Annotated in this window: 16 protein-coding genes; 5 read left to right on the forward strand and 11 right to left on the reverse strand. The window is 60.2% G+C overall.

Annotation, left to right across the window (positions count from 1 at the left end; translation table 11 throughout):
- Positions 1-134: 134 nt before the first annotated feature.
- The gene (locus LPJGGPFB_RS25620) at positions 135-443 is read right to left on the reverse strand and encodes a DUF736 domain-containing protein (RefSeq protein WP_173422736.1); all 309 of its coding nucleotides are present in this window, start codon (positions 441-443) and stop codon (positions 135-137) included.
- A 484-nt stretch (positions 444-927) separates the two neighbouring features.
- Here LPJGGPFB_RS25620 and LPJGGPFB_RS25625 point away from each other — a divergent pair, with 484 nt between their 5' ends.
- Positions 928-1101 carry a hypothetical protein gene (locus LPJGGPFB_RS25625; protein ID WP_173422737.1) on the forward strand — a complete coding sequence of 58 codons (174 nt, stop codon included), beginning with the start codon at positions 928-930 and terminating at the stop codon, positions 1099-1101.
- A 10-nt stretch (positions 1102-1111) separates the two neighbouring features.
- Here LPJGGPFB_RS25625 and LPJGGPFB_RS25630 read toward each other — a convergent pair whose 3' ends face one another.
- The 7 genes from LPJGGPFB_RS25630 to LPJGGPFB_RS25660 all read right to left on the reverse strand — a co-directional run bounded on the left by LPJGGPFB_RS25630 (position 1112) and on the right by LPJGGPFB_RS25660 (position 13775).
- A complete protein-coding gene (locus LPJGGPFB_RS25630) occupies positions 1112-2035 on the reverse strand; it encodes an ArdC family protein (RefSeq protein WP_173422738.1) in 924 nt (307 codons plus the stop codon).
- Between the two features lie 206 nt (positions 2036-2241).
- On the reverse strand, positions 2242-2829 hold the full coding sequence (locus LPJGGPFB_RS25635; RefSeq protein WP_173422739.1) for a hypothetical protein: 588 nt from the start codon (positions 2827-2829) through the stop codon (positions 2242-2244).
- A gap of 614 nt (positions 2830-3443) precedes the next feature.
- Positions 3444-4388 carry a DUF7007 domain-containing protein gene (locus tag LPJGGPFB_RS25640; RefSeq protein ID WP_234903044.1) on the reverse strand — a complete coding sequence of 315 codons (945 nt, stop codon included), beginning with the start codon at positions 4386-4388 and terminating at the stop codon, positions 3444-3446.
- Positions 4385-6124, reverse strand: coding sequence for a ParB N-terminal domain-containing protein (locus tag LPJGGPFB_RS25645; protein WP_173422929.1), 1740 nt, complete (start codon positions 6122-6124; stop codon positions 4385-4387). Before LPJGGPFB_RS25645 ends, LPJGGPFB_RS25640 begins: the two co-directional genes overlap by 4 nt.
- A 762-nt stretch (positions 6125-6886) precedes the next feature.
- On the reverse strand, positions 6887-11977 hold the full coding sequence (locus tag LPJGGPFB_RS25650; protein WP_173422740.1) for a DEAD/DEAH box helicase family protein: 5091 nt from the start codon (positions 11975-11977) through the stop codon (positions 6887-6889).
- Between the two features lie 91 nt (positions 11978-12068).
- Positions 12069-12674, reverse strand: coding sequence for a DUF1419 domain-containing protein (locus tag LPJGGPFB_RS25655; protein WP_173422741.1), 606 nt, complete (start codon positions 12672-12674; stop codon positions 12069-12071).
- Between the two features lie 72 nt (positions 12675-12746).
- Complete coding sequence (locus LPJGGPFB_RS25660; protein WP_173422742.1) at positions 12747-13775, reverse strand: DUF3991 and TOPRIM domain-containing protein; 1029 nt, start codon at positions 13773-13775, stop codon at positions 12747-12749.
- 212 nt (positions 13776-13987) lie between these two features.
- Here LPJGGPFB_RS25660 and LPJGGPFB_RS32915 point away from each other — a divergent pair, with 212 nt between their 5' ends.
- From LPJGGPFB_RS32915 to LPJGGPFB_RS25675, 3 genes are all read left to right on the forward strand, one after another.
- On the forward strand, positions 13988-14266 hold the full coding sequence (locus tag LPJGGPFB_RS32915; RefSeq protein ID WP_210264618.1) for a hypothetical protein: 279 nt from the start codon (positions 13988-13990) through the stop codon (positions 14264-14266).
- A gap of 2053 nt (positions 14267-16319) precedes the next feature.
- Positions 16320-16796 carry a toxin-antitoxin system HicB family antitoxin gene (locus tag LPJGGPFB_RS33530; RefSeq protein WP_345791077.1) on the forward strand — a complete coding sequence of 159 codons (477 nt, stop codon included), beginning with the start codon at positions 16320-16322 and terminating at the stop codon, positions 16794-16796.
- Positions 16797-16960: 164 nt separating this feature from the next.
- A complete protein-coding gene (locus LPJGGPFB_RS25675; RefSeq protein ID WP_173422743.1) occupies positions 16961-19447 on the forward strand; it encodes a sensor domain-containing protein in 2487 nt (828 codons plus the stop codon).
- Between the two features lie 691 nt (positions 19448-20138).
- On the opposite strand, the gene LPJGGPFB_RS33320 is transcribed toward LPJGGPFB_RS25675, so the two are convergent.
- The 3 genes from LPJGGPFB_RS33320 to xth all read right to left on the reverse strand — a co-directional run bounded on the left by LPJGGPFB_RS33320 (position 20139) and on the right by xth (position 21825).
- Positions 20139-20381, reverse strand: a complete 243-nt coding sequence (locus LPJGGPFB_RS33320; protein ID WP_345791078.1) for a LysR substrate-binding domain-containing protein — start codon at positions 20379-20381, stop codon at positions 20139-20141.
- Positions 20382-20585: 204 nt separating this feature from the next.
- On the reverse strand, positions 20586-20972 hold the full coding sequence (locus LPJGGPFB_RS33325) for a LysR family transcriptional regulator (RefSeq protein WP_234903046.1): 387 nt from the start codon (positions 20970-20972) through the stop codon (positions 20586-20588).
- Between the two features lie 82 nt (positions 20973-21054).
- Positions 21055-21825, reverse strand: coding sequence for an exodeoxyribonuclease III (gene xth, locus LPJGGPFB_RS25685; protein WP_173422931.1), 771 nt, complete (start codon positions 21823-21825; stop codon positions 21055-21057).
- Between the two features lie 262 nt (positions 21826-22087).
- Between xth and ku the strand changes: the two genes are divergently transcribed.
- Positions 22088-22984, forward strand: a complete 897-nt coding sequence (gene ku / locus LPJGGPFB_RS25690; protein ID WP_173422744.1) for a non-homologous end joining protein Ku — start codon at positions 22088-22090, stop codon at positions 22982-22984.
- Positions 22985-22998: the final 14 nt, after the last annotated feature.

Raw genomic sequence — 22998 nt, forward strand, 5'->3', positions numbered from 1 at the left:
TAGGATCACTCACTCTGAGCAGCTTCCCCGCTCACCGTATGCCACCAAAAAAGCCGGACCTGGCTCGATGCCGGGTCTGGCTTTGTCTTCTATGTAGAGACGAGGCCCCGCCGACGGCGGAGCCCCTGAGAAACTCAGTCCCGGTTCGGGCGGGACCAGATCAGCTGGAGGCCATCCTCGCCTTCGACCTCTGCGAGCGTTGCGTAGATCGGGGCAGGGAAGCTCGGATCGTCGAGCTTGACCGAGAGGTAGTCGCGGCCCTGCTCGGAGGTCTTTTGCCAGGCTGCTCCGAGTTCGACGCTGCCCGCGTAGACGCGGAACTGCGGGCCCTTGTCCGAGGGGCTCTCGACCCGGGCGATGCGCGCCTTGACGTTGAGGGCGAGGGTGCGGATGGAGCCGGTGAAGCCGTTTTCGGTCGAGGTGAAGGTGCCGATGGTTGCCATTGTCGTATTCCTTTTCGAGTTCGGGCCGCGCCTATCGCGGCCTCGATGGCAGTCGCAAAGACCGGGGACGATCGGACCGCACCCAGCCGGGGTCCCCATCGCGCTCGCGCGTTGGGGTGGCGATTGGGCCGCAATGCAATGGAGGGCGGCAAGTCGCAGATTTGTTAGCTGGCGAGGAGGAGACCGTAGGGATCCGGGGTAAGAAATCTGCGACTGCCGTTGCGGGAAGACGATCGAGGCGAAGCCGGTCTCCGGTCAGACATGCCTCATCGAGCCCGCAGATGGGTTGCCGGAAACTCTGAAGTGAAAGGATATGACAAAGGCGTTCAGCACCGCATAGGAAGCGCTGCACGGCTGCTGCTCCTTCTTCCCACCGATATCCATCACATCAGGTGCAATATCCGGGATTTGACCTTCGAACAGCCCGCTTGCCCGAGACGATCTATGCGGTATCGTGAGGTCGCGATCGCAGCCTGGAGGATCAATGCGTCAGCAGACAAAGCCGTTCATCATCGAACGCAAACCGTCCCGCAAACCCAAACCTGATGCTCAGAGGCTGTCGATATGGGGGAGGCTGGGTGCTGATATTGCTCAAGGTCTGAACGACGAGCGGAACGTGGATCAAGCGGCCGCCAAAGGTGATGACGCCCGTTCCTGATCCATTGATGTCAGGCCGCCGCCTTCACATCTGCCTCCAGCTGCAGCGAATGCAAGAATGCAACGGCTCGCTGCGCATGTGCCGCCGCCTGGAATACCGCCCGCTTGTCGTTTGCCAGAACCGAGAGCCATGACTGCAGATAGGCAGCATGGTCCGGCCGCGGCTCAAGTTCGGGCGCGATCCCGAGATCGGCGCAGAGAAAGCAGCTGCCGAGCTCGGCAATGAGTTCTTCGCGCGCCCGGTCTGTCCGGTCCTTCGCATAACGCGACAAGTCACGGCCGACGCGGTGTTGCGCCGCTGTCCAGTGGGTTGCCTCATGACTGAGGACGGCTGCGTACCCGGCTGCATCGCGAAACGCCTCGAAGGGCGGCATCTGGATGTAATCCATGACCGGCGAATAATAGGCCTGGTTACCGCCGTGCCGGATCACCGCGCCCGTATTGCGGAAGAAGCGATCAACGGCTTCTATCCGCGCAACGGGATCGCATACCGTGGCCGGCGGGATATAGTAGCTTTCGGGCAAACCGTCGATTTGCTCGATATTGAAGACGGAATACGCTTTGAGGAACGGAATTTCCCGATCGACATCGTTTCCGTTTCCGTCGGCCACCGACTTGGTAAATCGGCTGGCAAAGACGACCGTCGAACCTGTCTCGCCTTTTTGGACAACACCTCCGAGTTCCAGGGCCTGTTTGAACGTCATCCACATCGAGGAGGAAAAGCCCCGCGATATCTGCTCCGACCACAGCAGCAGCACATTCATGCCTGAATAGGGGAGGCCGTTGTGGCGCACGGGCCGCGTGATACGACTATGCATATTGGCGGCGCTCCATGGCTTCATCCAGGGACGCACACCCTTGTCCAGATCCTCGATGATCCGATCGCTGATTTTCGTGTAGATGTCGGCTCGGTCGATTCCCACTTTCTTGCTCATGATTTGTTTCTCCTTATTCCATTCTGAAACCGCGCCTATCGCGGTCCGCGATGGAGGTCCGAAGTCAGGGGCCTGTTGGGTGTGCATGCACCGGGACGGGCCGCGTTGGGTGCGCTCCATTTGTTTCAGACCCGAAAAAAGGCCGGCGCGTTGACGCGCCGGCGTTGGGAAAAGTGGAACGGGGGCTCTTCACCCCGCCGACGGATTCATCCAAGCGCTGCCATCTGGGCCTCGGCAGCTTTGCGGTCGAGTGATGCGCCCGGGCTTTCGACAGGTCGGTCGAAGGGCTTCCAGTTCTCGCCAACGACCTGCTCGTAGGCCGCAACGGCGCCTTCGGCTGCCATGCGCAGCGCATGGGACTGAACACCCATGTCGGCCGCAAACTCGCGCTTGCGCTGAGCGGCGCTGTCATAGCCGACGGGACCGTCGAGGTCCTCATCGCGGGCGTCGTTCGACGCCTTGGCAGTTGCGTCGCGCGCTTCGGTGACAGCGCGAGAGTAGAACTGCCCGGCCCCATGCGCCGATCCGACAAAAGCCCCGACGATGCGCTGGAGGTGGATCTGCATCGCCTTTTCGCCAAGCCCTTCGGAGAGGCTTTCGGCTGTGTCGACGATCAACCGCTCGTGGAGGCTACGGATACCGTCGCTGTCGACGAGCGCTGTGCCGAAGCTCTCCGCGATCTTGTGCGCCTGGGTCGCGTCGGGGCAGGAGAGGCGGACCATTTCGAGGGTCGCGCCTTTGCGTGATTGCGAGGACCTGGCGTTGGACCGGTTGGGGGTAGAGGGCTTGGCCATGTCTGTTCCTTCCTTGGCTGCCGAAGCGGTTCCGGCTCGTGCCGGTCTGCCCTTCGATGCGGACACTCAAGAACCGGCAAGGGACGGGCGGCTTCACAGGTCCGACCCGGCAGAACAAGCAGGGCAGGCTTGCGGACCAGCAGGTCCTGACCTGAGCAGACCGCAAGCCTGCCCTCGCGCAGAGAGGCTGGGTCGGCCGCCCCGCGGCGCGACAGCGGCCTTGAAACGACCGGCCGCCGGTTCAGACCGCAGCGAACAAGAAGGGCAGTCCGGCACGGGTCCGACATCAGCCCCAAGCCGAGAGAATGGAACATCGCCAAGCCCGCCCTGCCGGCGGATCGACGCCGACGTGCGACATCGACAACTGCTGCGTCCCGTACCGGCCTATGCCGCCCGATGAGATACAAGCTTAGGGTCGCGATGCTGGAGTTCACCGATGACCTGCTCGTGTATCGTTAGCCTGCATGCGATCGTATCGAGTTCACCCCACCGTTCGAAGACGAGGCGCTCGATAAACTCTCGCTGGTCGAGACGGGGTCTGACAAGGCGTCGCATCCGGCTCCGGACAGTCTTTGTGATGGCCTGCCTTCTGGCACGCGCCGCAATCTGGCGCGTCACGCAGTCGAGATAGCGCTGTGTCTCGCACCGGGCGCTGATTGCCTCTGCCAGCGGGTTTGAAACGCGGCTTGCCAGCCGATGAAGGAGGAGGGGCCTTGATATTCAGGATGGCGACCGGGATCGATCACAAAACCGAACCGCCCTCGAGCGGAATACTCGTCCGCTGGAACCAGAAAACGGCGTTCCTCGGAGCCGCGAATACGGCCGCCGCCAACCCTCGCCACAACCTCCGTCATGCCCGGGTTCTGATCTGACCGGATCGCGGAGGTCACGATGAAGTCGTTTCCATGACGTTTATCGAACACCTCGCCTTCCCTGGTCCAACTTTCACCAGGGGCAAGGGAGCAACCGCGGATCGTCTCCCATGCGTCCGGCCAGGTATTGCGGAACGTTTTCTCTGCCGTCAACCGCTCATACGACGTGAACAGATCTGGAAAACTGATCGCAACGATCGCCCATTCGCAATCTTCCTCGTACCAAGGGCTGTCTTTGCGCAGCAACGGATGGACTGTAGCGTTGCGATCGGCAGAAAGGTGAAAGCCCCCGTGGCCGGCCGTCATGTGCGCGACGACGCCCTCGGCATAGATGATTGCCATTTGCGATCCGCCCCAGGGAGTGCTGGCCGCGATCCGCCCCTGGACGCGGTGCAGACCTTCCAGTTCACGTTTATGGTTGGCGGTCTCGGCGACACGCTGCCGGAATTCGGCCTCGTTGGCGATGCGGCCATCATGGCCGATGAAATCGGCACGCGTCAGCTCCGTCAGTGGACGATGGAATGCGACGGCACTCGCAATGAACGCGAAGCCGCCGGGCGCCGTGACCATGGCAAGAACAAGGTCACCGATGCGGGCAACGGGCAAGCCGTCCTTGCTTGTGGCAAACTCCACCCCCGACAGTTCGGGGGTGGGTGCGGCGATGGTTTTCGTAGTGGCGGCGGTCATGCTGCAGCCCTCTGGTCAATGGCCTCGTCAGTCGAGAGGTCACTATTCTGCAGATCGTCCTGACCTGTAACGTCGTGCTCCTGCTCCCCCTCTATGGTGTCACCACCTTGATTGCCGGCGTCATTTTCAGAGGTTGTGCGAAGGACATCAGTGGCAGCGCCTACCCTTATCCAGTCGAGCAACTCGTCAGCCGGAGGCGCGAAGCGGCCTGCCGGGTGAACGAAGTGCTCGTTTTCAAAGTGCTCGACGAGCGCTGCGCGGGTTTCGCGAACCTTCGACCTCGGCTGGACAGCCGCCTCGGCGCAAGACGCTTCCAGGGCCTGACGCGACAGGCACGACAGGAAGTCTTCTGAGCCCATGTTCGGCAGATACGCGTCGGCGCCGATCGCGTCGCCCGCGATGCGCGAGACCATCCCGCTGTTGGACATGCCCCGGCGGCACGAAAGGGCGTCGATCAGTACCAAGCGCGCGGCGACCCGCAACGTATCCTGATCGAAGGAGAGCTTGCCATGCTCATCAAACAGGCCAACGGTGTGACGGGAAAAGCGCTTGCCTCCGTAAAACGTCCCATCCGCACCGGAGTCGACCCGCACATTCTGCCCGGCGAAGGCCAGAACCATCAACGCCATCAGCATGTCATCCTCGATCGGAGCCCGGCCGAGCGCATCGTGGAGAGCATCGGTCCTGAAATCGCCGATCATGTCATGGCCCTTCTGCGTGACCTCGGGCCGGACGTTGCAGACAGTGATGGCGCCGCCGCCCGCACCGCCGGCAACCGATCCGTCACTGCCAGTGCCTTTCGGCTTCGCAGTTTCGGGCATACGGTAATGGATAGTCTGCACTTTGCCATCGCGGTCGAGATAAAGCGCCGCGTGATCGTACTTGGACGGCTTGCCGTAGACTTGAGCACTCTTCTTCGGCAGTTCCGGCTGACCCCAGCTGTTGACCTCGACGATTGCACTGCGCTTGGGCAGATTGCTGGTCATCCACTCGTGTTGAGCGCCGAGGAAGCCCTCGACATTGGTGGTGTAACGACCGTCCTGGTCGGCCGGCGCGAACAGGTCTTCGACCCATTCGATCCCGTAGGCCTCGCGCAAATCGTCGCCAAAGCTCGCATCCTTGGCATACATGCGCTTTTTCGTGAGCGCGTTGGCGATCTGCCACCAGGCCGCGGTGTCGCCTTTCTTCGGCTTGTGCGCCTTCCAGACTTCCTTCTGGTCCACCTGCCCGGCGGCCGCGATGACCCGCAATTGCTGCTCGGACGGCATGTCGCCTAGTGCCATCTGCTCGAGCATCGCCGGCAATACGTTGGCGAGCAGGCGCAGCTTGCGGATCTGTCGAACGGGCAGGGCGAGTGCGACCGCGATCGCTTCTTCGGTCCACCCCAGAGCGACGAGGCGTTCGATGCCGCGCCATTGATCGACGGGGTTCAGCGCTTCACGAACGCTGTTCTCGACCATTGAGCGCATTGCGCCATTGTCGTTGGCGGCATCGACCACGAGGATCTCGATCTCGTCGAGACCGGCGGCGATGGCAAGGCGGACACGGCGATGACCAGCGTCGATGATGTAGCCATTACCACCATCGGCTTCCGGTGCGACCACAGGCGGCTGGACGATGCCGACGGCCTTGATCGTCGCAAGCATCAGCGCATCGGCCTGCGGCGACGACTTCGACTGGCGCATCCGGTCGGGGTTTTCTTTCAAAGCGCGCGGGTCAACCTTCACGATCTGCATAGTATCTGTCCTTTCGAGGTCTGAGGGACGGCACCTTGCCGACCCTTCCCGTCTTCTTTTTTTCCGAAGACACCTCCAGGACCGCCGAACGGCCGGACGGGCGCAACTGCGGTCGAGCATCCCTGCTGCGAAGGACAAGCGGGGCTCACAGGCCTGCCAAGGACCAAGTGGCCGGGATTGCGCAGACGGCGGTTGAGCGCATGCGTCGCCAGGAGGACCGGTCGGCGATGGGTTTTCTCCCTCCGTTTATTTCTCCGTTTCTCTCCTTAAAAACCGCTCCGTGCACGCTGCGGCGCGTATGGCATGCAGGACCCTGCCAAGGAACTGAAACGCAAAAAGGGCGCTCGACCCGCGAGGGGAGCGCCCTTTTTTGATCCCGGACAACATCGAAAGCCACGGACCAAACGCCGCGAGCAGGACATCATCAAAACGGGAAGTGATCGTCAGGTAATATCGGGGGTGGGAGATTTCAAGGGATCAGCGTGTCATCCGTGGTGACGCTCACACAGAGCGATCTGCAAACGGGAATGCGAGGACGGTACCCCACCAAGTCTGAGCGACACGTTTTGACGCCTCTCTGCCCAAGACTGGACAGAAAAAAGGGCCGACGGAGTAAACCGCGGCCCATCAAGTGTGGAGATCCTTGACCTCCAGAGGGGAACAGCTGCTGCGGCGGAACTGGGAGGAAGCCGCCATCTGCATCAGCTGCAAGCGTTATGCCTAATTTTTGACCATCTGGAAAACATTTATTGTGCAATGCAGCTATGAAGCGGCTGCGTTGGTCGGGTCTGCCAAGTCTGATGCGAGCTCATGTTCAATGTCGCGGAGGTTCGCTTTCTTGTCTTTGAGGTCATCTGCAAAGGCGAAGGCTTCATTCTGGCGCGAACGATACGAGGCCAGACGACGCTCGGCATCTTCGAGACGCCGGCGATATTGCCGGCGCTCCTCTTCGAACCCATAGAGCGCATGTTCGAGGCGGGAGATTGCCCCAAGTGGAGTGACGGTGATGGCGAGCTCGATTTCATAGTCGGCTCCCGTGCGCTGCAGAAGAGTTTCGTAGCGATAGCCGTCACCCTTGCCGATCCGCTCGCCCTCGTAGACGAGATCGAACCCGCCGATCGCGGCCAGATGAACCTGGCCCTCCTGCTGAAGCTGCAGAAGCATGAGGATCTCCTTCATCAGCGCGCGGCCGGCCTCCTTTCGTTCGGCATAGGTGTCACCGAGGACGGTCATGGTGAAGGCCTCGCCCGTGGTCGGCTGCAGCCGTTCGATGTCCTGGCCGATCTCACCGATGCGCCGGGTCGAGACCTCGATCTCCCGCTCGGCATCACGCATCTGCCGGCGGACGGCATACTGGTCATCCTCGTGGGCGGCACGAAGACGTTCGAGCCGCGCGATGTCGGCCTCAAGCCCGGCCTTCTGCATCAGCCGTTCGTCGCCGGACGCAATGGCTTTTGCCATGGCGAACTGGTTGGCGGCACCTTCGCCCATATCGTCCAACCTACGGATCGATGTATCGCCGGAGAATGCAGCAGCGATAAATCGCGCCTTGCGCTCGTTATTCTGCCACATAGATGCGTCGAGCGAGCCTTCGGTTGCGTAGGCGAAGATATCGACCTCCTCATGCTGGTTGCCTTGCCGCACGATCCGGCCCTCGCGCTGCTCGATCTGCGACGGTAGCCAGGGGACATCGAGATGATGGAGCGCCTTCAGCCTGAGCTGGGCATTGACGCCGGTCCCCATCGTCTCGGAGGAGCCGATCAGAAAGCGTATCTTGCCGGCGCGCACATCACCGAACAATCGCTGCTTGGCCTCGGTCTTCTTGTAATCCTGCATGAAGGCGATCTCGGAGGCAGGCACGCCGAGACGGATGAGTTCTTCGCGGATGAAGCGATAGGCTGAAAAGCCGCGTGACTTCTCGACATTGATCGTGCCGAGGTCGGAGAAGATCATCTGCGCGGCCCCCGGTAGATCGAAGTCCTTGCCATCGGGGCGGCGATAGATGGTTTCACCAGTTTTCTTCCAGATCCGATGGGCATTGCGGACCAGCAGATTGAGCTTATTGTCGACCTCGTTACCGGCCGCCGGCATGACGAAGCGCAGGTCGATCGCGGCGTGGCGCCCGTCAGTGATAACGGACAAGAGGATGTCATCACCGGGCTTGGCTGGTCCCTCTCGCTGTTCGATCGCCTTGATCCTGGCATCAAGCGTCTGCTGGTAGCTCTTGAACAGCGCCGTCGGCTTGGCCGTCAGGATCTGCCGGCGGCCGGTCGAGATGTTGGGGACTCTGACATACTGCCGCAGATCGTCCGGCATCACCACATCGGCAAACGAGCGGAACATGGCGATCAGTTCGGGCACATTGACGAAGGAGGCAAAGCGGCTGACCGGCTTGTATTTGCCCGACGGCTGGATTTCGAGCTCGGTCGTCGTATCGCCGAAGCACGACGCCCAGGCATCGAACTCATGCAGGCCCCGTTCATGGAGCGCTTCGTGGCCGAGCAGGCGCTGGATCGAGAACATCTCGCCGAGCGTGTTGGTGATCGGCGTGCCCGATGCCAGCACCAGTGCCCGGCCGGGGTTCTTCATCTCGATATAGCGGGATTTGACATAGAGATCCCATGCGCGCTGCGAGCCATTCGGGTCGATACCCTTCAGCGTCGACATGTTGGTGGCAAAGGAGAGTTTTCGGAATTCCTGCGCCTCATCGACGACGATCTGGTCGACACCGATCTCGGAGATGGTCAAGAGATCGTCCTTGCGGGTGGCGAGCCCTTCGAGCCGCTCCTGCAATCCCTCCTTCAATCGCTCGAGGCGCTTTCGCGAGACGCGGTCTTCGCTGTCGACCTTGGTCAGAAGATCCTCATAGAGTTGCAGCTCGTCCTGGATCATCTGCTGTTCGAAGGCCGACGGCACGGAGATGAAACGAAACGCCGAATGCGTGATGATGATCGCATCCCAGGTGGCGGTCGCTGCCCGCGACAGGAAGCGAGCGCGCTTGTCCTTGGTGAAATTGGTCTCGTCGGCAACGAGAATGCGCGCGCTTGGATAGAGCGCCAGGAACTCGCGAGCGGCCTGCGCCAGGCAATGGCCGGGCACGACCAACACCGCCTTGGCAATCAGCCCGAGCCGACGCTGCTCCATGATCGCGGCCGCCATGGTTATCGTCTTGCCCGCGCCGACGGCATGGGCGAGGTACGTCGAGCCATCAGCGATGATCCGCCAGATGCCGCGTTTCTGATGCCCATAAAGAACAAAGGCGCCTGAGGCGCCGGGAAGTTTAAGATGGGAGCCGTCGAATCTGCGCGGCGCGATGTTGTTGAAGCGATCGTTGTAATCGCGCGCCAGCCGGTCGGTGCGATCGGAATCGGTCCAGACCCAGTCCTGAAAGGACTGCTTGATCTTCTGCAGCTTGTCGCGAGCGGCCTCGGTATCGACGACATTCAGCACGCGCCGTTCGCCGTCGGCATCCTTGAACACGTCGAAGATCTGAGGCACCCGGCTGTTCAAGGCATCGGCGAGCAGTTCTCCGGCATGCCGGCGGCTGGTGCCCCATTCCGATGTGCCCGCTGCGGAATAGCCGAGCTGGCGCGCCTCCACCGTCCAGGACCCGAGCTCCGGCATATGATGAATGCGGATATCCGCCTCCATACTCTCTTTCACGAAAGCGACGATATCGGCGGCCGGGATCCACGGCGCACCGAGCCGGGCTGTGATATCCGATGGACGGAGATCGGTAGGCTGAACCTCACGGAGCGAGCGCACGTTGCGCTGATAAGCCGGATCGAGCTCGGCCGCGGCCTGAGCAACGGCGAGCTTCGTGCGGACCGAGCCTGAGAGATAGGCGTCCGCGGTTTGCCAGGATCCATCAGCGGGATTCCGGAACACCTCATCTCCGAGCGCATCGATGACGGCAGCAACGTCGAGATGCAGCAGCTCGGCGATATGATCGAGGTCGACATATCCACGCTCGTTGAGTGTGACCGCCAGCGCATCAGCCGCATTGATGATGACAGGCGACATCGGCGGAGCGATTACACGGGTGCTGAATATGGGACCCGGCTTCGCGGTGTCAGTCTCCAGATCATAGTCCTCGATCGAGGCGACCAGCCAGCAATCGGGATCGTCGCGGAAGGGCGCCAGGTTTGCCTGGCGGTGGGTTTCCTTCACGTCACCCGTCTCGGCGTCTTCATGGATCGAGACGGTCGTGTGGTTGATCGGGCCGAAGTCGCGGACGAAGGCCGACCAGGCGAGGCGCAAGCGCACCTGAAGGTCGCGCCATGGGCGATCAGTCTCCTGCGCCTTCAGCACTTCGCGGACGGCATCCCGGATGAGGATCAGTTTCGAGACGATCCGGATATGCTTTTCCGGAATGCCGTCAGCAGATCGGCCCTTGCGCACCGCCACCGGCACGGCCGAGCCGTCGAGCATCTGCATCAGGCCCTTAGCCCGGTCGACGAAGAAACTACCCTCCCGGACCGGACTGTCCTTTGGCCTGAGATCAACGATCTCATGAAGCTCCTCTTCCAAATCAATATCGATGGGGGAGGGCTCGCCGTCATACAGGCCGGCCGGAAGCAGATCGATGGCAGCCGTGAGAGCGGTTTCGAGACTTGATCCGTCGCGGACACGGCAGGTATATGTTTCGCCGAACGGACCCGAAGTGAGGGTGTGGGTGCCGAGCACGAAGTCGGGGTGCCGGGCGAACCAGCGGTTCACGCGGATCGCGCCTTCGTCGTCAGTGGCCGACCTGATCTCATCGACATCGAGCCACATCCGATCTCCTTCCGGCTCGCCGGCTTTGCGCTTGCGGAAGAAGAGGATGTCAACAACCACATCCGTGCCGGCGTCCCGGCGAAAACTGCCGTCGGGCAATCGGATGGCGGCGATCAGGTCGGCGGACTTGGCAATATGCGCGCGTGCCGTCGGATCCGCCTTGTCCATCGTTCCGTGCGAGGTCACGAAAGCAGCCAAGGCGCCCGGTTTCAACAGATCGATCGAGCGGGCAATGAAATAGTCATGCAGCCGCAGGCCGAGCGAGCGGTAGGTTCGATCCGAGCGGACGGTGCGATCGGAGAAGGGCGGATTGCCGATGGCGAGATCGTAGATCGGCGCCAGATCGGTCCGAGCGAAATCACCTTCGATGATACGGGACCGCGGCTGCAGCTGGCGCACGATCCGTGCCGTGACCGGGTCGAGCTCGATTCCGGTGACGTAAGTGCTCGATCGGTAATCGGCAGGCATGAGGGCAGGGAAGAGACCCGTGCCAATACCGGGTTCAAGCACCCGGCCGCCACGCCATCCGAGGCGCTGGATCCCGGACCAGATCGCCCGGATGATGAATTCCGGGGTGAAGTGCGCATACTGGGTGCAGCGCGCCAGCGATGCATAGTCGGATTCCGAGACCGCGGTTTCCAGCGACAACCCGAGCGCGTCCCAGCCATCACGGAAATCGACCTCGCCCGGCCTGCGGAACATTCCATTGGCGAGTTCCGAGGCGCCAAAGCCGGTGAAGCGGATCAACTGGGCCTGCTCCTCGGCGGTTGCCGGCCGCGCCTGCTTCGATACTACGTCGGCAACCAGGATCGCCGCTACGTTGGCGCGGGCGCGATCCTTCCAGGAAAAACCGAGGCCGCGGTCAGCATCGAGATAAAAATTTCGGCGCCGGCCACCCCGGTTGTTGGGCGAGGATGCAACCGGCAAAGCCGGGGCGAGGGGTGGCGGCGTCGGATCGGGGTCGTCGTCATTGGCAGCCACCGGGTCAAAGCCGCCGAATGCGGTGACAACAAGCCCAAGGCCGGATGACAATGCAGAGCTGCCAAACATGTCGAGCGTGAATGGATCATTGCTCATGGTGAGGTTTCCTTTGGAATGAGTGCGCGTGTCATCGACCAGCCGAACCGCCCGGCCGGATGCGCTGTGATTGGGGAGGGGTGTGCTGGCTCTACGCGGCCAGCGGCGAGGGGAGGTGGCGAAGGTGCACCGGCAGCTTGGCGGCGATCTCGTCATCAGTCAGGGCATCGAGCAGTTTCAGGAAGGTTCCCTCCGCCCCACCATAGAGCACCACCGTGCGGTGGCCCTGCATCACTGTCGGCCAGCGGTCGCCGGCGTAGCCGCGATAGTCATCGGTGGTCGTGCTCCAGATATGTTCGAGCCGTTCTTCGCGGCTCATCGCCCGCACCGGCTGGCACTCCCGATCGACGATCGCGGCACGCATCGCCTCGACCGAGCTCGGATAGGAGAGGTCGCAGTAAGTGTGGAAATAGCGAACGGCTTCATCGATCCGGATCGCACAGAATACCGAGGTCACGGAATCGGTCATAAATTCCCGCATTGCAAAAATATCTCCACGCATCGAGAGCGGCGGCAGGATGTCCAGCATGTAGCTGTAGGAGGTCTTGTCGATCTCGAACCATTCGCCGGCATAGACGGCAGACTGATCACCATCGAAACGGTCGGGGCGCTTGGCGTGCCGGTCAAACAAGCGGAACATGTCGGCGCGCCTGGCAACGCCCTGAAACACTTTGCGCGGGAGGGATATCGAGGTCATCAGCTTGGTCCTTCCGGGGTTGTGGACCGAAGGCAGCGGTGGCGTTTCGACCTCACTATCCTCTTCAGTCCTTCATGACCCCTTCCGCGTTGCTGCGTCCGTGTCCGGCCGGGTCAAGGGCCGGCGCATGCCCGGCGAAGCTTCCCTTGATGCGGCCGGCGCGCATGCGGCAGGCCATTGCCTACTTCCCCCCTTTCTTTCCCGTTTTTCCTTCTCCCTGTTCTGGAGGACCCCGTTCCAGTCCTCCGCCGGCGGGCGTAGTCTCTGCCAGTCGCAGCCGGACGCCTCAGCGAGCGTGCGCAACCGTCCTGCATAGACGTCCCCTTGGGAATTGGTGTCCGTGGCAGCGACCAGGGTTAGTCCCGGCCGAACAGCAAGTTCGGCGAGCGCCACATCGGTCGTTTGAGACCACCCACCGCCGGTGCTGAGATAGAGAGTTTCCTCGCGCGACCCCTCGAGCGCGGCGAGGCTCATCGCGTCAATTGCTGCTTCAGTCACGCAAAGGCGGCTGGCATCGGTCGGGCCTAGCCGGAATAGAACCTTGGAGCCACCAGTGGAAAATCCGCGCCAATCGGGACCGCGCTCTTCCCAGCCAACGATCCGGCCATCACTATCGACATGGCCCGCCCACATGCTGCCAAAAGGTCCTTCCCGCAGGAGGCCTTCCCGGATGGCTTGCTGCACGATGGCGGCCGGAATTGAGCGCTCCCAACACAGATAGCGCCAGGCGCCTGAGCCGCGCGACGGCGTGAGCCGGCTTCGCCAACGCTCAACAATGTCTTCCACCCGCCTCGACGTCCGCTGGGGTTTCCATTCTGGTCGGGAAATTTGAAACCCGACCAGCGACGCGACAGCTTCCACTGCATGCGGAAAGGGGATCCTATCCAGAAACATGGCAAGGCCGAAGACATCGCCCTTCTCGTCGCTGAGGGGATCGAACCAGCCCCGTCCGTCATGGGTGACAATGACGATGTTGCCGCCACGCCGGTATTTGGCGGCGCGGCGGGTGCTTTCCTTTATATCGATTTCGTATCCGGCCTGTTCCAGCACGGCTTCGCAACCGACCTTGGCGCGCAGCGCCTCTAATTCTTCTCGTTTCATTTTTTCTTCGGTCGCAGAGCGGCCGTCCCTTCTTTATTCCCGCATGTTGCGGGTCACCTTCCACCCCGCCGCTAAGAGCGGAGGGGGCAAGGGCGCTGCATGCAACTGACAAAAGTTGCAGCGAGGTGCAGCGGCGAAGCTTCCCTTGCGGCCGACAGGTCGCCAGCGGCAGGAAAATGCGGGTCTCAATGAAACCCGCGCGGGAAATATTCATGCACAATCTCAAGATCGTCTTTGTCATCGAGTTCGTCGGACGGAAGGACGCCGAATTCGTCACCGGATTTGAAAAGGGTGATCGGAACCCTCAGGTCATTGCAGAGGTGGAAGGCGTGGGCCTGGGCGAGGGAAAGATCGTGTGCCATGGTCGAGTGCTCCATCGGAGCGGGTCAATTCCCGCTGATGGCTCCTCAAAAGGAACAGGAACGGTCGCGATCACCGCGCAGACGAAAGCGGAGCGGCGGCAGCTCGCTAGCCGACCCTTCATGGGTTGATCGACGTAGATCCGGACCTGGTCCAGGACGCCATCTCAAGAAGCGGGATTGGTTTGCTTTCTTTGCTGCAACGTTCAGGCACATGATCATCCACAGCAGATCAATACCGTATTTGCGCCCACGATGTACAAGACGGCAACATTCAATAAGCGCGTATAATCGTTTTATATCAATGGGATATGAAAAATCGCGTAAGGTGAATTATGGAACCAATCGGCGGACAAGGCCGAATACAGCGCCCCAGAACCTCATCCAGAACCTCATTCGGATGCAGTTCGGCGAAGAGCGCAACACGATGAAGCCAGAATGGGCCGTGTGGTGCCGATCCGCAGCATGATATTGCGATCGATCATGGCGCTTCATCTTTCTGCGTGAAGGTATCGACGGACACCCTTCACGTTCCCGACGGCCGTTCGTTACCGTGGCCGAGTGCACCTAATCCGTCAGATGTACATTCGCCTATTCGACGCCTGGCTAAAGCGCGGAGAACAATATCGGTTCCGGTGCGTTTTGCTCTGAGCGTTCGCGTTGATGTATTGTGGAGGCAATTCCGACGCGACCCAGACGGTCTCGTTCGCCCCGGACCGTCTGGACCTCCCCATCAATTGCCACCTCATACATCGCCCTGGGCCAGTGCAGGCCCAACTGCCCGCGCCGTGTGGCGTTTAACCTGCCCCTGAACTTTCATCCAGCTGCGACTAGAGCCTCGGCGGTTCAAAATACGCCAAGTGGCGCGGTGGGAGCAACCGGCGGGAACATCCGCCCCACTTCCACCCTAGTGTGTCTAGAAATGCGCTACCCAGGTAAAGCTTCGCTCACCCTTGGGTATCGCGTGGCGGGCTCGTTTGGACTCGACTTGGTCCATTTCCCCTTCTCTCGGCGAGGGGAACGGGTGTGCCCCTCCACCACGCGCATGCGATGAAGCGGGCAGCAGCCCGATAGCGTCCTGCATCTTGAGTTCAGCCAAGCCGGGGGCAACCAGGTCGATTAGCAAATGCCACGGTAACTAACCGCCCACGTCGCTGACCGTCAACAACGATTTGTCGGCGTGTCACCGTCTGAATTTCGGGATCTCGTACCCCAAGTCGCGATGCGCGACGAAGGGCTTGCCGTTCGCTACAACCCGGCCGCACGTACTCCTCGTCGTAATATCGACCGTCTCGGTCGCGATCGCGGAACTCCATGTCAGGGCGCCCATTCGGACCGATATATAGATCCAATGATTGGGCCCATGACGTGGATGAAATGGCAGAAAGTGCTCCGACCGCGAGCAGGCCTGCTGCCAGAATATTGTGAAGGGACTTTCGCATGTCCGCCTCCTCTGTAAAGTTCAATTGACCATAGAGGTCCGAACGATGAAGGAACCGTAAGGTTCCCGACACCTTTGCTGCTCGGATGCCAGTCGCAGACGGCGAACGCATATCGGTCACCGCCGGAGCACACGGTCAACGCCTTCCTTCCGCCTTGTCCCGCGCTAAATCCTAGATGCAACAACCGCGCCGGCAGGAAATGAACAATTCCGCAGACAACTCAAATCGGACCGATGAGCGAATGCCGCCTCCGGCGCCGAACCAAAAAATCTTAGGGTATCGGTTGAGGCGGTTGTCAGCGCCAATGACGGCGGAGCAGAAAATGGGCCTTGTCAGCAACGAGGTCCGGAAATCACCGCGCCGCATCCATTGGTGTTCACGGAAAGCAAGCTAGCGCTTCGCCATCTTGCATCTGCATTTCGCCGTGATCTTGGCACGATCGGGCGGCGTCTCCTGACGGCTTCATCCGCGCTGATCAACACGATCAAATCGGCAGCGAGCCAACGATTGCCGCACGACACCAAGTTGAAGGCGGCTACCAGGCTGTCCTGCGTGACCAGAGGCATAGCCGGCGGATTAGGTGCCATCACCACGCCGGCATGGTTTCGTTCCCTGCGAACTCCGCTACGGTCATGGAAGGTCGGTATTGCGACGGGGCTTCTGAGCGTCTTGATCTTGGCGATCGGAACGATGACATGGGTATTGAAGGGTGCCCCTGGTGCCCTTAGAAGCCAAGCAGCGTTGTGCGCACACGGCAGCTTGCGCGTCAACTCGATCGGTCCCGTCAGTCCACTATCAGCGGTCACGCCCGGTACGAGGACACGCCAGGCTTAGTCGCCGACCAGAACCGGACTTGGCGTTGCGCTGCTGGTCTGGGCTCCGTCATAACAGCCCGGGATCGTGAATATTGCCAGCACCAGTGCCTCCATGATCTAATCACGAGGCCCGTCGATGACTACTTCCAGGCCTGCAAAAGCATCGGCAATGAGCCTCAAAGGGCGCATTTAGGCAGGATGATGTTTCGAGTTGCTCCTGAGGTCCACCGCCGGGCTATTCTGGCGGCCGAATATTCGCGAAAAAGTTTCAATCAAAGGGCGGAGGCCTCGCGGAAGGTCCTACAGATGGTGACGGCATCAGATATCGCTAACGGGCTTCCGAGTTCGACCCAAACGAATTCTGAGGGGCTGTGCTTGCCCCAATCACCGCGACCTGGCCGCTGACGCTCAGCGCATCGATGCGAAGTTTATTACTTGCCCATTCTTTATCACGATCCCCCGCCACATGTTGACATGGTGTCTATGCGCCCCATTTCGGATGAGTAGTGACTAGAGCCCGCCTTGGCTTACTGCGGAAAGACCCCAATATCGTCGTGAGAAGAGCCCTCATGAAGAACCACCAGCGAAACGAGTTGAAGCAATCCAGGATCTTCAATGATGTTTTCGAGAGTATCCTCGATGCAGTCCCCCAACCGATCTTTGTTAAGGACACACAATTTCGCTTCCGTTACGTCAACGACGCTGCCTGCACTTATTTGGGTCAAAAGCGCCGCGAGCTGATCGGTTACACGGACTACGACTTTCGATCAGATCTTGAAACGAAGCGTATTCGAGAGGCGGACCAGCGCGTTCTTTGTACCGGAGAAGAGCTTGCACTAGAGGAAGAGATTGTCCTGCCCGACGGAGCCGTCAGAACTGTCGTAACACATAGATGTCGGGCGGAACTGGCAACAGCGCCGGCGGAGCAGGTGGTCGTAACGACACTCCTGGATGTTACGGCGCAACGCCGCGCAGAAGCGGATCTCCAGGCGAGCCAGCAACACTATCGAGCGCTGATCGAGCTGCATCCTCAAGTGCCGTGGACTGCGGACCCTTCGGGAGAAGTTCTCGAGATGGGTCCGCGCTGGAAAATCACCGGATTTGATCCGACCGATGCGCTTGGGACACGATGGGCACAGGCAATGCATCCCGATGACTTGCCAAACGTGCAGCGGCAGTGGTCGAATTCATTGAAGACCGGACAGCCCCTTGACATCGAGTTCCGCTTGAAATCCGTGGAAGGAGGATATTGTTGGTTCCGCAGTCGCGCGGCCGTGCGCCGGGCTAAGGATGGAAAAATTGTTCGATGGTACGGCACGGTTGAAAATATCGATGATCGACGGATAGCTTTGGAGGCCCTGAAGGAGAGTGAAGCGCGGTTCCGGGCGATTGCCGACGATGCGCCTGCCATGATCTGGGTAACCAATGAGACGGGTGATAATGACTATCACAGTCGCCTCTGGCTTGAGACGACCGGGCAGACCGCTGACCAGGCAGCTGGGAAAGGTTGGCTGCACGCAATCCACCCGGATGATCGCCAAAGGGTTGAGGCGAGCTTCAATCGTGCCTTCAGTCTGCGAACCTCGATCCGGACTGAGTATCGCTTGCTACGCGCCGAAGCTGGCTTGGCCTGGGTCATCGACATCGGACAACCGCGGTTTGCTGCGGACGGTAAGTTTCTGGGTTTCGTTGGCATTGCACTGGATATCACCGAGCGCCGCAACGCAGAACTGGAGCGCTCGCTGGCGAAGAAGCAGATCCACCACATGGCGAGACACGACGCACTGACCGGGTTGCCGAACCGACAGTTTCTCTCTGAGGAGTTCGAGCTGTTGTCAGGCGAAATCGCGCCAGGCACGCGAATAGCCTTTCTTTGCCTCGACCTCGACGGTTTCAAGGGTGTTAACGACGCTTATGGTCGACCCGCAGGCGACTTGCTGCTGCGCCGAGTAGCCGAGCGCTTGCGAGACTCTGTATTACATTCGGACATTATCTGCCGACTGGGCGGTGACGAGTTTGGCGTCTTGCGTATCGGCGTCAAGACCAGCGATGAAGCATCAGACTTTGCTCAGCAGCTCATAGACGCGGTGAACGCGACCTATGAGCTTGCAGGACGCGCTGTAGACCTTGGGGTATTCGTTGGGTTGACGGTCGCTCTCAAAAGTGATCGGTCGCTCGACGCGTTCATCCAAGATGCCGACATTGCTCTTGATCAGGCAAGGTCTTTCGGGCGTGGATCGTATGTTCAGTATGAACCCGGCATGGACGCACAACTGCGCGCAAAACAAGAGATGAACGTTGCGCTTCGGCGTGCGCTTGACCAAGGTGAACTAGAGATCCACTATCAGCCTCTGGTCAACCTTCACACAGACCAAATCTCTTCATTCGAAGCCCTGATCCGCTGGTCGCATCCCGAGCGTGGTTCTATATCTCCAGCTGAATTCATACCAATTGCGGAAGAGACGGGTCTTATTGGTTCGCTCGGCGAATGGGTCCTTCGTGAAGCCTGCGCTGAAGCAGCCGCATGGCCACCCGGTATCAGCGTTGCGGTCAACCTTTCGCCACTGCAATTTAGGCATCAAAACCTCGCCCGGACAGTGTCGACCGTCTTGAACAACTCAGACTTGGATGCCTCACGCCTCCAGCTCGAAATCACGGAGTCCGTACTGCTCGACGAATCTGAGGACAATCTACAGCTCCTCAAGGAAATTCGCCAACTTGGCGTCAAGATCGCCATCGATGACTTCGGGACCGGATATTCTTCGCTTGGTTATCTGAGAACTTTTCCTTTTGACAAGATCAAGGTCGATCGGAGCTTCGTTGCCGACCTACCGGACGGCAAGGAGAGCCTGGCGATTCTCAGAGCCGTCGCAGCGATTGGCCGCTCTCTTGGCATTATCACAACGGTGGAAGGCGTAGAGCGCCAAGACCAGCTCGAGGTGATCAAGGCCGAAGGTTTCGATGAGGCTCAGGGATACCTGTATGCTCGCCCGCTATCACCTGAGCAAGCTCGCGGGTTCATTCAACGAAATGGGCGCGAGGTTGCTCCGACCTGAGCCGTGGGGCGGAGCAACGGACCTGCCCGTCCCAATAACGAAATGATGCGTCGCGCGTGGATGTAGGTCACACGGTGGTAGCGCTCCAGGAGGCCGAATTTCATCCGGGTTCTGGGAAGATTGCAGAAGGCGAACACCGCGCGCTTGTACGGGTTGGGGCCCAATGACTGCTCCACCAAGATCGAAGTCTGTTGATCCCCGCACAAAAGTCGATCGGATCCCGGTGAAGTTAGACGCGCAGATCATCAGCCAGCCGGAACACCGCAACGCCCCAACGCTTCGATCTTCGCCAATGTCAGCATCCGCATCTTCAAGCTCAGGCCGCGCACCGTTTGGGAGCCACGCTTTCAACCTCACCCTTGGCGATGTCGGTCGAGTCGACGGGACCAGCGGCCGTGCAGTCGCAGATACCGCAACCCCCGGGACGAAGGCCGGCGGCTCGCTGTTAGACATAACTGTCAATTCCCTCTCGGTCGTTTGCCGGCGTCGGCACAGCGCCACCCAGTTGCGCAACTGATTGGCGTTGACCCCGTGCGCCAGCGCAAGCCCTGCCATCGATACCCGGCTCAAGGGCCGCATCAACCAAGCGCCCCTTCTGCCGTCGACCCCTTGAATTCTCTGACCGGGCTAGTGCTGGCCCATACCGTGCTCGGCGCGCCCTTCGTCGCGCCCACCTCGATGTGTGCAACACTCAAATCCACTGCAGAAACTTGCGGACCGCCTTCTCGCTCGAGCGCCGTTCCTGGTGCACAAGGTACCACCCGCCAGGGTGCATGACATCGGATACGAGCAGGGCAACGAGTGTCCCATTGGCCAAGTCCGCCTCGACCAGGAACTGCAGCACCACGACCAACCCCTGACCGTTGGCTGCCGCCTGTCGAAAAGCGGCGAGGATTTTTGCAAGAGGTTGCTCGCTCCGACGCTGGCCGCCCACATCGCGGCGTCGTCGGCGGTCCCGTTAACTGACAGAAACGAGAAATGCCTGAGATCTTCCGGCGTGTTGATGACCTTGGCGATTGCGGGTGCGCAGACGCCAACGAGGCGCTCGCGGCGAAGCAGCGTATAGCTGAGGTTCGGCCGGTTCCGTGCGCGCGTGTAGATGAAGCCGATATCGGCGCGGTCGGGATTGAACTCCCAATCAAGAAGGCTTGCATCGAGATTGACCGCGATTTCGGGCGCCGCCTCCCTTGAAGGTCTGGCGGCGCGGTATCCGCCAACGCACGGCGATAGTGACATAGACCTGCACCGTCGACGTCGGGGCGTTCGATTGACGAATGAGGTCGGTGGTGAGCGCGCCTTTGTCGAGCGCCTCCTGCACGACCGGAAAGTAGACCGCCCCTTCCCGGCTGAGTTCCACACGCCCGGGAAGTCTAAGGAAAAGCGGTGAACCGAGATTGCGCTCGAGCGAAACCCGCTGATGGCTGATTGTTGGTTTCCACTCGGAACTGAGCCGGTTAGGCGCATAATTTCCATTGAGATTTGAGCCATGTGACCTTCCCCTCAACGCGGTGAGCGGCGGGGGCAACGGAGTGATCCACATGGGACTTTTAAACATCATCCGTCGGATGGCGCTGGGAGAGAAGCAATCGATCCGCGAGATCAGCCGGTCAGGAAAACTCGATCCAGACCGGCGCGTGATCACTGGTGTGGGGCCAGGCTCTGACCGACTTGTCGACCTTTGCCCGCTTCAGACCGGCCGCCAGCGCCGGAGTTAGCAGGAAATGATCTATGCGCAGCCCGGCGTCGCGAGCAAAGGCATTTCGGAAATATTTCCAGAATGTGTAGATCCGCTCATTGGGATGGAGATATCTGACCGCATCCGTCCAGCCCTGATCAAGCAGGCGGGCAAAGGCTGCCTTCACCTCCGGCCTGAAGAGCGCATCGTCGCGCCATCGCTCGGGCTTGTAGACATCGAGATCGGTCGGCATGACGTTGAAATCGCCGACAAGAGCAACCGGAACTCCAAGTTCGATCAACTCTGCTGCGTAGTCACCAAGCCGCTTGAACCAGCGCAGCTTGTAGTCGAACCTGGGACCTGGAACCGGATTGCCGTTCGGCAAATACAGGCATCCGACAATGATGCCATTCACTGCTGCTTCAATGTATCGGCTATGGCTGTCATCTAGATCGCCTGGAAGACCACGGCGCGTCTCGATCGGCGCTTGCCCACGGGCAAGAATGGCAACGCCATTCCAGGACTTCTGCCCATGCCAGATCGCACTGTAGCCGGCGTTCTCGATTTCGCGTCGAGGAAACCTGTTATCGGCCGCTTTAAGCTCCTGCAAGCAAACGACATCGGGCGTAGCTTCATCGAGCCAGCGCAAGAGCACCTCAAGACGGCCATTGACCCCATTCACATTGTAGGTGGCAAGTTTCACGGGTTTTGGTCCTTGCGTTTTGACATCCGGCACATTGTGGCCGGCCACCTGCGTATTTTCATCTTTGGCCCACAGCAGTGGTTTTGCTCTGTCCAGAACGCGCGCGCTCGAAAAAAGATGCATTGCAATCAAGCCGCTAAGCCGGGTGCAAGAGACGGACGGCTCTTAGCCCGCCCGTTGCACGAAAAGGTTTCGCAATGGCAGGGAACGATTTGCCGCCTCATCGGTTGATTTGCGTCGGTTTAGGTGAGGAGAGTTTTTTATGGCTGCCCCCAGAGCGAATTGGAAAGGCTTCATCAAGTTTGGTGAAGTTGCCTGTGCCGTCGCCCTCTACACTGCAGCATCGTCATCCGAACGTGTGGCCTTCAACACCCTCAATCGTAAAACTGAAAATCGGGTCCGCCGGGAGTTCATCGATAGCGAGACTGGAGATCCTGTCGAGCGGGAAGATCAGGTCAAAGGTTACGAGACCGAAAGTGGCCGGTACGTCGTTCTGGAGCCTGAAGAAATCGCGGCCGCTGTCCCAGACAGCGACAAAACATTGAAGATCGAAGCCTTCATTCCCTGCTCGCAGATCGACACGACCTATTTCGACAAACCCTATTACATAGCCCCGGACAAACTGGGCGCCGACGCCTTCATGCTCCTTCGTGACGGTATGAAGCTTGAAAATGTTGCCGCCATCGCGCGCACGGTTCTTTTCCGCCGGATGCGCACCGTCCTGATGCGCTCACATGGCAAAGGGTTGATCGCATCCACCCTCAACTTCGACTATGAAGTGCGCTCGGCCGAGAAGGCTTTCGAAGGTGTTCCGGACTTGAAGATCGAAGGCGAAATGCTCGATCTCGCCGAGCACATCATCGAAAAGAAAAAGGGCAGTTTCGACGCCAGCAAGTTCGACGATCGCTACGAGGCCGCTGTCGTCGAACTGGTCAAGGCCAAGCTGGAAGGGCGGTCGCTTCCCAAAAAGAAAGTGCCCGCCGCGTCGAAACCGGGCGATCTTCTCAAGGCACTGCGCGAAAGCGCGGGCTTGGGCACGACGACGGCAAAGACCAAGCGCGGGGCCGTCAACGCCAACAAGGGTGCTACCCGCAAGAAACCCCAAACGACAGCTACCCGGTCGAAATCCGCTTCCGCGCCGAAGCGGCGTGCCAGCTAAACGGAGAATGCGTC

It is taken from the genome of Ensifer adhaerens (assembly GCF_013283195.1).
In the GTDB taxonomy this organism is placed as follows: Bacteria; Pseudomonadota; Alphaproteobacteria; order Rhizobiales; family Rhizobiaceae; genus Ensifer; species Ensifer adhaerens_G.